This window comes from Massilia sp. Masssp93 (assembly GCF_059491295.1).
On the sequence record NZ_CP168502.1, the window covers coordinates 125,166 to 137,995 of the forward strand.

The following is a 12,830-nucleotide window of genomic DNA, read 5'->3' on the forward strand; positions in this document are numbered from 1 at the left end:
CCTCAAGCAGATGCGGGGTCGGGGTCGGAAGCGAGCAGCGGTGCGGCCGCATGCAGGCCCACCAGCACGATATTATCCAGCATCCAGTGGGGAACGGACAGCAGCGGGGCCACGCTGGCCGCCGCGCCGCCGGAGACGATGCACAGATCGGCCGGCAGGGCGGCGCAGGCGCGTTCGATCGCGCCCGCCTGCGCGGCCAGGCAGCCGGACAGGATGGCGTCGCTCGTGTGGTCGGCGAACGTCGGGGGCGCGGCATACGCGCCGGCACCGGGCGCCACCTGCGGCAACTGGGCCGTGCCGCGCGCCAGCGCGCCCAGCATCAGGCCCAGGCCCGGCAGGATCATCCCGCCGACGAAGTCGCCGGCGGCAGTCACGGCGTCGACCGTCGTCGCGGTGCCGCACGTGGCCACGACGAGGGCCTGGCCGGGGGCGAGGCAACGCGCGCCGAGCGCGGCGGCGAAGCGGTCGCTGCCCAGTTGCGCCGGATTGCGGTAGCGGTTGCGCAGGCCGTTCAATTCGGCGCGCGACGTGAACCAGTCCGGCGCGGCCGGCAGCAGCGGGGCGAGGAGCGCCGTCAGCTGCGCCTGCATCGCGTGGCCCGCCACGTTCGAGACGACGGCGCGCGTGAGCCCGTGGCCGGCCCAGGCGGCCTGCAGGCGGTCGAGTTCCGCGTGCGGCACGGCGCCGTGCGCGGTCCAGTCGCCAGGCAGCGCATCGAGCGCCGCGATGGCCCATTTGATTCTCGTGTTTCCCGCGTCGACGAGCAGCAGCATGGTGGTCTCCCGAAGATCAATCCCTGGTGCGCAGCGACACGTCGCCCGCGACGATCGCGATGCGCCCGCCCGCCGTGTCGAGCAGCAGGCGGCCCGTGTCGTCCACGCCGGCGGCAAGGCCCTCGTGCTGGATCGCGCCCCGGTCGAGCAGGACGACCGGCCGCCCCTGCCAGGCGTGCAGCACATTCCAGCGCGCGGCGAACGCGGCAAAGCCCTGGCGCGCGAACAGGGACAGCGCGTCGGCCAGGCCGTCGAGCAGTGCGGCCAGCAGTGCGTCGCGGTCCATGCGCGCGAGCCACGGCATCGCGGCGGCGCTGCGTCCGATCTTTTCTTCGAGTGCGTCCGGCATCACGAGGTTCAAGCCGATGCCGACGATGGCCCAGGCCGCGCCGTCCGGCAGCGCCTGGGTCTCGACGAGGATGCCGGCCAGCTTGTCGCCATCCTTGAGCACGTCGTTCGGCCATTTCAGCTGCGCCGGCTGGCCGAGGCGGCCCAGCGTTTCCGCCAGCGCGACCCCGATCGCGAGCGGCAGGCCGGCCAGGCCGCGCAGGCCGTCGGCGAAGCGCCAGGCCAGCGAGAACGTCAGCGAGTTCCCCGGCTCGGACAGCCAGCTGCGGCCCGCGCGGCCGCGCCCGGCCGTTTGATGTTCCGCGACCAGCAGCACCGGCGCCGCCAGCTGCGGCGCGCGCGCCAGCAGGTCGGCGTTCGTCGATCCGGTTTGCGCGACCACCTCGACGGCGACGCCGGCGCGTGACAGTTGCATGATGCGCTCGGCGTTCATGGCGCCACCTTGCCCGCCTTCTGCGGCGCATGCACGAACAGGGCGTCGAACAGGACGTTGGGCAGCAGGCGCAGGAGTTTCGCCACGATTCCCATCGGCCAGGGGATCACGCGGTAGCTTCGGCCCGCGTCGATGGCGCGCGCGGCCGCGGCCGCGAAGCGGTCGGCGGGCATCAGGAAGGGCATGGGAAAGCGGTTCAGGCGGGTCATCGGCGTATCGACGTAACCGGGCGCGATGGTCACGACCCGGATACCGTGGGGTTGGAGTTCGAGGCGGAGCGATTCCGCATACGTGTGCACGGCCGACTTCGACGCGCAATAGGCGCCCGCGCCTTTCATGCCGCGGATGCCCGCCACGCTGCCGATCGCAACGAGGCGGCGCGTACCCGTGCCTTGCTTCATCGTGGCGATGAACGGTGCGAAGGTGGCGACGGTGGCCGTGACGTTGATGGCGAAGATCTCGGCGAACTGGGACAGATCGCCCGGCCGCTCGGTCAGCGTGCCGGCCGAGACGCCGGCGCCGGCGATCACGATGTCGGCGCCGCCTTCGCGCGCGATGAAATCGGATGCGGCGCCCGCCAGGGCCGCGTGGTCCGTCACGTCGACGGCGTAGATGTGGTGGTCGCCGGGTGCGGGCAGCGTGGCGGCGAGCTCGCGCAGGGCATCGCCGCGGCGGCCGAGCAGGCCGAGGACCGCGCCGCGCGCCGCGTACTCGCGTGCCAGGGCCGCGCCGATGCCGCTGGATGCGCCGGTGACGAACACGCGCAGCCGGCGGCCCCGCGCCGCGGTCATCGCTTGTCCGCTTTCGCTTTCGTGACGAGGAAGTCCATCACCTGCAAGGCCGTCTGCTGTTGCTGGGCTTCCGTGGTGCCCTCGGGCGCGCCCGCGCCCGCGTGCGAGGGCGACGTGACGAAGCGGCCGTCGATGACGACGAGCGGCCAGCGGTCGACGCCGTACGCATCCATCATCGCGGCCGCGCGGCGCAGCTTCGCCTGGATGCCGAAGGACCGGTAGGTGTCGATGAACTTCGCGCGGTCGATGCCGTTTTGCGCCGCCCAGTCGAACACCTGCTCGTCGCTGGACAGGCGCAGGTGCTGCTGGTGCATGGCGTCGAACACCTTCCGGTGGTACTGGTTCAGGAGGCCCATCGCGTCCAGCGTGTAGAACAGGCGCTGCTGCGGCAGCACGCTGGCGTCGCGCGGCACGTGCACGCGCTTGAACACGATGTCGTCGCCCTCTTTCTTGACCCATGATTCCAGCGCCGGTTCGAAGGCGTAGCAGTGCGGGCAGTAGTAGGCGAAGAACTCGATGACTTCGATTTTTTTACCGGTGTCGGTCGGCTGCGGCGAGGGGAGCACGAGGTATTGCGCGCCCGCTTGCGGGTCGGCGGCCAGCGCCGACGCGGCATGCAAGCCGGCCGCGAGGCCGAGGAGGGCGGTGCAGAACAGGCGGCGCGGCAGGCGCATGCGGGTCTCCCGGGATCAGCGCTGGTTGCGCACGATGTCGACGACGACGCCGCTGTCGAGCAGTTTGGCGCGCGCCTTGTTCATGGTTTCGACCTGGTTGTACGGGCCCAGGCGCACGCGGTGCAGCACGCCGCTGTCGCTCGCGCGGTCGCTGATCGTCGCCTCGAAGCCGAGCAACGCCAGCTTGGCGCGCGTCGCTTCGGCGTCCGGCAAGCCGCGGAACGCGCCGGCCTGCAGGTAGTACACATATTCGCCGGTGGCGCCCGTGGCGCCGGCAGCGGCGGCGGCCGGTGCGGCCGAGGCGACGCGCGTCTCGGGTTTCGGTTCCGGCCGGGCCGGTGCCGTCTCCTTCATCGCGGCGATCGCCTGGCCCAGCGGATCGGGCTCGGCCGGCTTGGTCTCGGCGGGGGCGGCGGTGCCGCCGTTCGCCCGCGCGGCCGCCTTTTCCGAAATCTCCTTGTTCGCCTCGCGCGCGGCGTCGCGGTTGGCGTACATCGGCTTGTTCGGATCCTGGGCCTGGCCCGGCGCCGGATCGGCCGGGCGGCCGGCCTTGACCGTCTTGTCGGTGAACGGCGAGGCGCCCTTGGTGATCGTGAGCGCGACCGCGACCGCGATACCCAGGCCGACGATCAGGCCGATGATGAGGCCAGTGAGCGTGCTGCCCCGCTGGCGCGCGAAGGATTGGAGCTGTCGATTACGGAATACGGCGGTCATGTAGTGCGGGTCTAGGTTGGAACGCTTACATCTTCTCCGGCGCCGAGACGCCGATCAGGGCCAGGCCGTTGCGCAGCACCTGGCGGATGGCGGCCGCCAGCGCGAGGCGCGCAAGCTTCGTCGGCTCGTCGTCGTCGAGCAGCCATTTGTGGGCGAAGTAATAGCTGTGCAGTTCGCCGGCCAGGTCGCGCAGGTAGAACGCGACCTGGTGCGGGCCCAGCTCGACGAGCGCGCGCTGCAGCATCTCGGGATAGTCCGCCAGCTTGGCCAGCAGGCCGGATTCGTGCGAATTCGTCAGCGGCGACAGGTCGGCGTTCGCCAGCCGGGCGACGTCGCCGCCCCAGTTCGCGAGGGCCGAGCAGATGCGCGCGTGGGCGTACTGCACGTAGTAGACGGGGTTCTCGTCGTTGGTCGCGAGGGCGACGTCGACGTCGAACACGAACTCCGTGTCGGCCTTGCGCGAGATGAGGAAGAAGCGCACGGCGTCGCGGCCGCGGGTCACGTCGCCGTTGCCCGACCATTCGATCAGGTCGCGCACGGTCACGTACGAACCGGCGCGCTTGGAGATCTTGACCTCTTCGCCGTTCTTCATGACGGTGACCATCTTGTGCAGCACGTAGTCGGGATAGCCTCGCGGGATGCCGATGTTCACCGCCTGCAGGCCGGCGCGCACGCGGGCGATGGTGCCGTGGTGGTCGCTGCCCTGGATGTTGATGGCCTGGTCGAAGCCGCGCTTGAACTTCTGGATGTGGTACGCCACGTCCGGCACGAAGTACGTGTACGTGCCGTCCGACTTGCGCATCACGCGGTCCTTGTCGTCGCCGTAGTCCGTCGTCTTGAGCCACAGCGCGCCGTCCTGTTCGTAGGTCACGCCGGCGTCGACCAGGGCCTGCACGGCCGCTTCGACCTTGCCGTCCGTGTACAGCGAGGACTCGAGGTAGTAATTGTCGAACTTGACGCCGAACGCCTGCAGGTCCTGGTCCTGCTCGTTGCGCAGGTAGGTGACGGCGAAGCGGCGGATCGATTCGATGTCGTTCGTGTCGCCGCTGGCGGTGGCCGGCTGGCCGTCGCTGGCCGACACGGTCTTCTTGGCGAGGAAGTCGTCGGCGATGTCCTGGATGTAGTCGCCGTTGTAGGCCGACTCCGGCCATTCGGTGTCGCCGGGACGGAAGCCGCGCGCCCGCGCCTGGACCGAGTTGGCCAGGGTCAGGATCTGCACGCCGGCGTCGTTGTAATAGAACTCGCGCGTGACCTGGTGGCCCTGCGATTCGAACAGCGCCGACATCGCGTCGCCCAGCGCCGCCTGGCGGCCGTGGCCGACGTGCAGGGGGCCGGTCGGGTTGGCCGACACGAATTCGATGATCACGTGGCGCTCGTTGCCGGACGCGCCGCGGCCGAAGGCGTCGCCCTCGCGCAGGACGGTGGCGACGACGGACTGCTTGGCGCTCGCGGCCACGCGCAGGTTGATGAAGCCGGGACCGGCCACGTCGGCCGCTTCGATCAGGCCCGCCGCCTTCGGCTCGGCCAGCAGCGCGGCGACGAGGCGGGTGGCCAGCTCGCGCGGGTTGGTCTTGAGCGGCTTTGCCAGTTGCATGGCGATGTTGCAGGCGATGTCGCCGTGCGACGGATCGCGCGGGCGTTCGAGAACGACGTTGGGCGCGAGGTCGCTGCCCGCAACGATGGGGGCCAGCGCGGCCTGGAACAGGGCGACGATCTCTTGTTTTTGTTGGGCGAGCATGAACTGTGGTCGAAAATATAATGGTCGGTGCGGCACGGTGGCATGGCCACGGGCAGGCTAAGCAATCATTATACTGGTTTGACGCAACGCGCAATACCACCCAACGGCGCCGGCGCAAGCCTCGCTTAAGCCTGCGCAACGCGTAACCGTTACAATGTGCGTCTTTATGCATTGATCGATTGCCATGACCGAAAAGCGCCCGACGCTCACCCTCAAACCCAAGGCCGGCGGCCGCACCGGCGGCAAGAAGGCCGGTCCGGTCCGGCCGGGTGGCCCGCAGGCGGGGAAAGGGACCGGTCCGCGCAACCCCAAGGCCGGCCCCGCCGCGACCGGCGGACGCGATCCGGGCCGCGACCAGCGGCGCGAAGGCGCGCGCGACACCGCGCCGCGCGGCCCCGGCGGTGCGCCGCAGCGCGCCATGGAAAATCGCCCCCAGCGCGTCGAACCGGCGCCGCGCGATGTCGCCGTTGCGCCGCCGCGTCCGCAGGAAGAGCCGGGCCCGCGCCTGCGCCACAGCCACGAGGTCAAGGTCCATGCCCAGCTCGATTACCGTCCCGACCTGCGCGACGATTCCCTTGCGTTCGCCCTGCTGGGCGCGGCGAGCGGCCTGGCGCGCGTGCGCGCCGGCATGGCGCTGCCGCAGGCGCTGGCCGACGTGTTCCAGGCCTGGGACGCGCCGCCGCAGGCGCGCGGCGCCATGCAGGACATCGCCTACCGCGCCATGCGCCAGCTGGGGCGCAGCGGCACCCTGTTGGGGCTGATGACGAGCAAGGCGCCCGAGCCGCCGATGCTGGCCGGCCTGCTGGAGTGCGCGCTGGCGCTGCTCGATCCGCCCGAGGGCACCGAGCCGCCGTACGAAGCCTTCACGGTCGTCGACCAGGCCGTCCGCGCGGCCGCCGCGCACCCGGATTTCGCCCACGCCAAGGCGATGGTGAACGCCGTGCTGCGCCGCTTCCTGCGCGAGCGCGAGGACGTGGTGGCCAGCGCCCTGCGCGAGCCCGTCGCGCAGTGGAATTACCCGCAATGGTGGATCGACGCCGTGCGCATCGCGTATCCGGGCGACTGGCAGGCCATCCTCATGGCCGGCAACCGCCAGCCGCCGCTGACCCTGCGCGTGAATCGCCGCAAGACCGACGTCGACACGTATCTGAAGCTGCTGGCCGCGGCCGGCATGGACGCGGAGCAGGTCGGGCCGAGCGCCGTGCGCCTGGCGCAGGCGGTGGGCGTGACGCAGATCCCCGGCTTTGCCGACGGCCTCGTCTCCGTGCAGGATGCGGGCGCCCAGCTGGCCGCGCCGCTGCTCGACGTCCGTGACGGCATGCGCGTGCTGGACGCGTGCGCGGCCCCCGGCGGCAAGAGCGGCCACATCCTGGAAACGGCCGACGTCGACCTGACGGCGCTGGATGTCGACGCGCGCCGCCTCGTCCGCGTCGACCAGAACCTGCAGCGCCTCGGCCTGCATGCGACCGTCAAGGCGGGCGCGGCCGAAGCCACGGATTGGTGGGACGGCGGCCTGTACGATCGCATCCTCGCCGACGTGCCGTGCACGGCCTCCGGCATCGTGCGCCGCCACCCGGATATCCGCTGGTTGCGCCGCAAGAGTGACACCCACCAACTTGCAACACTTTCCACCAAAATACTCGACAATCTTTGGCAGATGCTGCGGCCCGATGGTAAATTGCTGTTCGTGACATGTTCGCTCTGGCCGCAGGAATCGGAAGCGCAGGCCGCCGCCTTCGCGGCGCGCCACGATGCGGTCCGTCTCGATGCGCCGGGCCAACTGCTTCCTCGAAGTGGCGCCGGGCAGGATCATGACGGTCTGTTCTACGCCCTGTTCCACAAGGCCGGAGCGTGAGTAACCCCGACAACGCTTTTTAAGGCTCTGGCCCCTAGTGACTGTACGATTTTTCCTCCTCCTCGCCTGCCAGCTGTTTCTGGCATTGACATGCGCGACTGCGCAGGCGGCCGAAGGGATCGAAATCACCCGCGCCAGTATCGAGGCTTCCGACGACGGCTACCGCCTGTCGGCCGCCTATTCGTTCGACCTGACGCCCGGCCTCGAGCAGGCCATCGAGCACGGCGTGGCGCTGTCGTTCACCACCGAGATCGAGCTCACCCGGCCGCGCTGGTGGTGGACCGACGACCATGCCGTGTCCTCGCGCCGCACGATCAAGCTGAACTACGACGTGCTGCTGCGGGTCTATCACGTCTCCGCCCCCGGCAGCATCCAACAGAATTTCGACACCCTCGACGACGCGCTGCGGGCGATCCGCCTCCCGGCCCGCTGGCTGATCGCCCCCAAGGGCGCGCTCAAGCCGGGCGAGGTCTACAACGTCACGCTGCGCATGTTCATGGACCGCGAATTCCTGTTGAAGCCGCTTCAGATCGACGCCTTCAACAATTCCGACTGGCGCCTGGCCTCGCACAAGAAGACGTTCACCTACCGTGCGGAGTAAGCCGTGATCAAGGCCCTGCGCTACGGCCTGGTGATCGGCAGCGCGATCGCCTCGATCCTGCTGTTCCTGCTCGCTTCCGCGTCCAGCAACACGGGCTTCTTCGCCCATGACTTCACCTGGCTGCTGGGCCTGATCCTCGGCGTGGCCGGCGCGTTGTTCATCCTCGTGCTGGTCGCGTTCTGGCGCCTGTATTCGCGCTACAAGGCCGGCAAGTTCGGTTCGCGCCTGATGCTCCGCCTGATGGTCCTGTTCGGCGGCATCGGCATCCTGCCCGGGCTCGTCGTCTTCATGGTCTCGGTGCAGTTCGTCTCGCACTCGATCGAGTCGTGGTTCGACGTCAAGATCGAGGCCGCGCTCGACTCGGGCCTGAACCTGTCGCGCGCCGCCCTCGACGAAGCCCTGGTCAACCTGGGCGTCAACGCCGGCACCGTGGCCGCCACGCTGGCCGGGCAGGGCGAGCGCGATGCGCAGGCCATCCTCGTGCGTGCGCTCGACGAGGGCAACGGGATGCGCAGCGCGCTCCTGATCGATGCCGCCGGCAGGCTCGTGGCCGGCGCCACCGAGGACCGCCGCGCCGTGCTGGCCGCCGACCTGCCCACCCCGCAGATGCTCAAGCAGGCCGCGATGCCGGGCGGTTACGCGCGTGCGGAAGGCGGCATCGACGACGACTTCCGCGAGGCGCGCGGCGAGCCGCCCAGCGGCCTCGACGCCGCCACCGGCCTGCGCCTGCGCGTGGTGGTGGCCGTGCCCGAGCCGCCCGGCATGGCGCCGCACTACCTGCAATTGACGCAAGGCGTGCCCGTCAACCTGGCGTCCAACGCCGCCGTGCTCTCCACCGCGTATCGCGAATACCAGGAGCGCTACGCCGCGCGCACGGGCTTGCGCAAGATGTACATCGGCACGCTCACGCTGACCCTGCTGCTGGCGATCTTCTCGGCCATCGGCGCCGCATTCCTCATCGCCGGCAACCTGGCCCAGCCGCTGCTCGTGCTGGCCGAGGGCACGCGCGCCGTGGCCGAGGGCGACCTGTCGCCGCGCCCGATCGTCGAGACGAACGACGAACTGGGCACGCTCACGCAATCGTTCAACGCGATGACGGGCCAGCTGTTCGAGGCCCGCTCCGCCGTCGAGCGCAACCGCGCCGCGCTGGAAAGCGCCAAGGTCCACCTGGAATCCGTGCTGGCCAATATGTCGGCGGGCGTGATCGTGATGAACGGCGACGGCGTCGTCGTCAACTCCAACGATGCCGTGCACCGCATCCTGCAGGTCGACGTGGCCTCGCTGGCGGGGCGCCCGCTGGACCAGATCGACGGGCTGGAAGTCTTCGCCGGCGCCGTCACGCGGGCCTTCTCGGCGCAGAGCGCGCAGTCCGCCGCGGGCCGCGGGAAAGGGCGCGCGCACTGGCAGCAGCAGATCGAGATCCCGCGCCGTCCCGGCACCGACGACGACCACGACATCACGCTGCTGGCGCGCGGCTCGCGCCTGCCGGTGGGGGCGGGCAGCGGCTTCATCGTCGTGTTCGACGACATCTCCGACGTGATCTCGGCCCAGCGCTCGGTGGCGTGGGGCGAGGTGGCGCGCCGCCTCGCGCACGAGATCAAGAACCCGCTCACGCCGATCCAGCTGTCGGCCGAACGCCTGCAGATGAAGCTGATCGACCGCGTCGATGCGGACGCCGCCGCGCTCCTCAACAAGGCCACCGACACCATCGTCAGCCAGGTGTCCGCGATGAAGCGCATGGTCGACGATTTCCGCGACTATGCGCGCACGCCCCCGGCCGTGCTGTCGGCGCTGGACCTGAACGACCTGATCGAAGAAATCCTGAACCTGTATTTATCCGAGGACGGCTCGGACGTGATCCATCCGTCCCTGCAGCCGGGCCTGCCGCGGGTGATGGGCGACACGACCCAGCTGCGCCAGGTGATCCACAACCTGCTGCAGAACGCGCAGGACGCGCTGGCCGACCGCACCACGCACGACGACCCGCCGCGCATCGACATCGTCACGGAGGCCATCCACTACGTCGGCGCCGACGGCGGGACGGGCACCGCGGTGCGCCTGGCGATCGTCGACAACGGCCCCGGATTCGCGCCGAAGATCCTGTCGCGCGCGTTCGAACCGTACGTCACGTCGAAAGCGCGCGGCACCGGCCTGGGCCTGCCGATGGTCAAGAAGATCATCGATGAACACGGCGGCCGGATCGACATCGCCAACCGCGCCGACGGAAGTGGCGCTTCGGTATCGATTTTGCTGTTAAAGTTAGCGCCAGAGGCGAACTTGGCCGAAGCGTGAATCGCGCATAGAATCTTGGCTGTATAAGGGGGCCCGGCAGCGGTTGGCCGGCGTCTCCATGGAGAGAGTCAGATCAAAAAAGGCATAACAAGATGGCGAACATACTCGTAGTTGACGATGAAATGGGCATCCGCGAGCTGCTCTCGGAAATCCTTGGCGACGAGGGACACGCGGTCCAGCTGGCGGAAAACGCCCAGCAGGCCCGCCAGGCGCGCCAGCAGGGCGCCCCCGACCTGGTGCTGCTCGACATCTGGATGCCCGATACCGACGGCGTCACGCTGCTCAAGGAATGGCAGCGCGACGGCCTGTTGACGATGCCGGTCATCATGATGTCCGGCCACGCCACGATCGACACCGCCGTGGAAGCGACCCGCATCGGCGCCCTGAACTTCCTGGAAAAACCGATCGCCCTGCAAAAGCTGCTGAAAGCCGTGCAGCAGGGCCTGCAGCGCGGCCAGGAAGTGGCGCGCGCGCCGGCCATCGCGCCGCGTCCGATGGCCTCCGCCGCATCGGTCTCGTCCCCGCTGCCGGAACCGAGCGCCGCGGTGCAACCGATGTACGCGCCGCAGCCGCAGGGCGGGGCGATGGGCGCGTCAATGGGCATGGCCCGCCCCGTCAGCAATGGCGAGGCGCACGCCCACGGCTACACGCTGTCGTTCGACCTGCCGCTGCGCGAAGCGCGCGACGCCTTCGAGCGTATGTACTTCGAGCACCACCTGGGCCGCGAAGGCGGCTCGATGACGCGCGTGGCCGAAAAGACGGGACTGGAACGTACCCACCTGTACCGCAAGCTCAAGCAGCTCGGGGTCGAACCGGGCAAGCTGGGCAAGAAGAGTGCCCAGTGATCCCGCCGGTGCGACGGCCGCGGACGATGCGCGTGTCGTCGTCACCCTCGTCACGGGCCTGAGCGCCCGGGCGCGCGAAGCGGCGATCGCCGCTCACCTTTCCGATATGCATGACGAAGGCGCGCAGGCCATCATTCTCGAAGGCCTCGCGTCCGGCGTTTCCCCCCTCGATGACCTCGCTCCGGACCAAAGCCTTGCGCGGATCGCGCCCGGTTGCTTGTGCTGCACCGGCAATCTGGTTTTGCGTGTAACATTGAATCGCCTGCTCCGCCGGCGTCCCCGCCGTATCTTCATCGGCGTCGCCGGCAGCGAGCATCTTGATCAGTTGCGATCGTGGTTGCGGTCCGAGCCATACGATCAGCTGTTACGGCTGACTTCCGACCTGAAGGCCTGAATCGTCCGCAGCTTGACCGATACAGTGGAATTCGTAACAAGTTGTAGAGGTTCTTGAATTCGGTTCCAGTGGCCCCACCTCGTAGTTGAAGTGGAAAGAAAGCGGAAAGTAAGCCGTCCGCCGCCGGGCGGCAGCCTTGCACCCACCTGATCGAGTGAAGGAGTCATCATGAACATGATCTATAACAGCGAACAGTATAGCGTTGTCGAATTTGGCGTCGATCACAACCTCGAGGCCCTGCGCTTCGGCGGCTACGAGATCGTCGACAAATCCGGCCGGCGCGAAGCGTTCATCGGCGGCAAACTGGCGCAAGCGTTCCGGCGTGATGTCAACAACCTGATCGCGAGCGAACCGACCATGGAGGAAATCGACGATTTCCTGGGTTCCTACGACACCCTCATGAGCCAACCGGTCGTCCTGCACTGATCGTCCCGGTCGGGCGCCTTCGTCCGGCCACTGCACCTGCGTGACGCGGCGCCGTTCCGGGCTGGCGACGCAGGGCACCATCTTCTTTCCCGTTCCCGCTACCTCATCTTCCCCATACCGGCTTTGCGTCCGTACATGGTAAGCTTGACCCATGTGTCAGCTGCTCGCCATGAATTGCAATGTCCCTACCGACATTGTTTTTAGTTTCACCGGCTTCGCCCATCGGGGCGGACGCACGGACACGCACCATGACGGCTGGGGCATCGCTTTCTTCGAGGGCGCCGGCGTGCGCCATTTCGTCGACCACCAGGCGGCCATCGCCTCGCCGATCGCCGAACTGATCAAGCATTACCCGATCAAGTCGCTGAACGTCATCGCCCACATCCGCAAGGCCACGCAGGGCAAGGTCGCGCTCGAAAACTGCCATCCGTTCGTGCGCGAGATGTGGGGCCGCTACTGGGTGTTCGCCCACAACGGCGACCTCAAGGCTTTCGACCCCGTCCTCGACGGCCCGTACCGCCCGGTCGGCAATACCGACAGCGAACGCGCCTTCTGCTTCCTGCTGCAGCAATTGCGCGACCGCTTCGGCGACCAGGCGCCCGCCATGCCCGTGCTGCGCGCGGCCATCGCCGACCTCGTCGCCGTCATCGCGCGCCACGGCACGTTCAACATGATGCTGTCCGACGGCACGGCGCTGTTCGCGCACTGCTCGACCAAGCTGTGCTACGTCGTGCGCCGCTACCCGTTCGCGGCCGCCTGCCTCGCCGACGAAGACCTGTCCGTCGACTTTTCGCAAGTGACGACGCCGAACGACCGCGTGGCGATCATCGTCACGACCCCGTTGACCACCAACGAGACGTGGACGGAGTTCGCGCCGGGCGAACTCAAGGTGTTCGTGGACGGCCTGCCGCAGCCGTGATCATCCTGATACGTTTTTTACAGGAAA

Annotated in this window: 13 protein-coding genes; 7 read left to right on the forward strand and 6 right to left on the reverse strand. The window is 68.8% G+C overall.

Features of this window, described 5'->3' with window-relative positions; all coding sequences use genetic code 11:
* Positions 1-2 precede the first annotated feature (2 nt).
* Genes ACEN9Q_RS00545 through argS form a run of 6 tightly spaced genes read right to left on the reverse strand, consistent with a single transcriptional unit; the run spans position 3 to position 5,471 of the window.
* Positions 3-773: a type III pantothenate kinase gene (locus ACEN9Q_RS00545; RefSeq protein WP_056448084.1), complete on the reverse strand. Its 771-nt coding sequence runs from the start codon at positions 771-773 to the stop codon at positions 3-5.
* A 16-nt stretch (positions 774-789) separates the two neighbouring features.
* Complete coding sequence (locus ACEN9Q_RS00550) at positions 790-1,536, reverse strand: biotin--[acetyl-CoA-carboxylase] ligase (protein ID WP_495627011.1); 747 nt, start codon at positions 1,534-1,536, stop codon at positions 790-792.
* 14 nt (positions 1,537-1,550) lie between these two features.
* Complete coding sequence (locus ACEN9Q_RS00555; RefSeq protein WP_495627012.1) at positions 1,551-2,345, reverse strand: SDR family oxidoreductase; 795 nt, start codon at positions 2,343-2,345, stop codon at positions 1,551-1,553.
* Positions 2,342-3,019, reverse strand: coding sequence for a thiol:disulfide interchange protein DsbA/DsbL (locus tag ACEN9Q_RS00560; protein WP_495627013.1), 678 nt, complete (start codon positions 3,017-3,019; stop codon positions 2,342-2,344). Before ACEN9Q_RS00560 ends, ACEN9Q_RS00555 begins: the two co-directional genes overlap by 4 nt.
* A gap of 15 nt (positions 3,020-3,034) precedes the next feature.
* Positions 3,035-3,733, reverse strand: a complete 699-nt coding sequence (locus ACEN9Q_RS00565) for an SPOR domain-containing protein (protein WP_495627014.1) — start codon at positions 3,731-3,733, stop codon at positions 3,035-3,037.
* A 25-nt stretch (positions 3,734-3,758) separates the two neighbouring features.
* Complete coding sequence (gene argS / locus ACEN9Q_RS00570; protein WP_495627015.1) at positions 3,759-5,471, reverse strand: arginine--tRNA ligase; 1,713 nt, start codon at positions 5,469-5,471, stop codon at positions 3,759-3,761.
* Positions 5,472-5,889: 418 nt separating this feature from the next.
* Here argS and rsmB point away from each other — a divergent pair, with 418 nt between their 5' ends.
* The 7 genes from rsmB (at position 5,890) to ACEN9Q_RS00605 (ending at position 12,803) form a co-directional block, all read left to right on the forward strand.
* On the forward strand, positions 5,890-7,326 hold the full coding sequence (gene rsmB, locus ACEN9Q_RS00575) for a 16S rRNA (cytosine(967)-C(5))-methyltransferase RsmB (protein WP_495628901.1): 1,437 nt from the start codon (positions 5,890-5,892) through the stop codon (positions 7,324-7,326).
* A gap of 85 nt (positions 7,327-7,411) precedes the next feature.
* A complete protein-coding gene (locus ACEN9Q_RS00580; RefSeq protein ID WP_495627016.1) occupies positions 7,412-7,927 on the forward strand; it encodes a DUF4390 domain-containing protein in 516 nt (171 codons plus the stop codon).
* Positions 7,928-7,930: 3 nt separating this feature from the next.
* Positions 7,931-10,219, forward strand: coding sequence for a sensor histidine kinase (locus tag ACEN9Q_RS00585; RefSeq protein WP_056448063.1), 2,289 nt, complete (start codon positions 7,931-7,933; stop codon positions 10,217-10,219).
* A 92-nt stretch (positions 10,220-10,311) separates the two neighbouring features.
* Positions 10,312-11,064: a response regulator gene (locus ACEN9Q_RS00590; protein ID WP_056448059.1), complete on the forward strand. Its 753-nt coding sequence runs from the start codon at positions 10,312-10,314 to the stop codon at positions 11,062-11,064.
* On the forward strand, positions 11,054-11,458 hold the full coding sequence (locus ACEN9Q_RS00595; RefSeq protein ID WP_056448056.1) for a hypothetical protein: 405 nt from the start codon (positions 11,054-11,056) through the stop codon (positions 11,456-11,458). Before ACEN9Q_RS00590 ends, ACEN9Q_RS00595 begins: the two co-directional genes overlap by 11 nt.
* A 168-nt stretch (positions 11,459-11,626) precedes the next feature.
* Positions 11,627-11,884 carry a BTH_I0359 family protein gene (locus tag ACEN9Q_RS00600; protein ID WP_036235350.1) on the forward strand — a complete coding sequence of 86 codons (258 nt, stop codon included), beginning with the start codon at positions 11,627-11,629 and terminating at the stop codon, positions 11,882-11,884.
* A gap of 151 nt (positions 11,885-12,035) precedes the next feature.
* Positions 12,036-12,803, forward strand: a complete 768-nt coding sequence (locus tag ACEN9Q_RS00605) for a class II glutamine amidotransferase (RefSeq protein ID WP_056448053.1) — start codon at positions 12,036-12,038, stop codon at positions 12,801-12,803.
* Positions 12,804-12,830 lie beyond the last annotated feature (27 nt).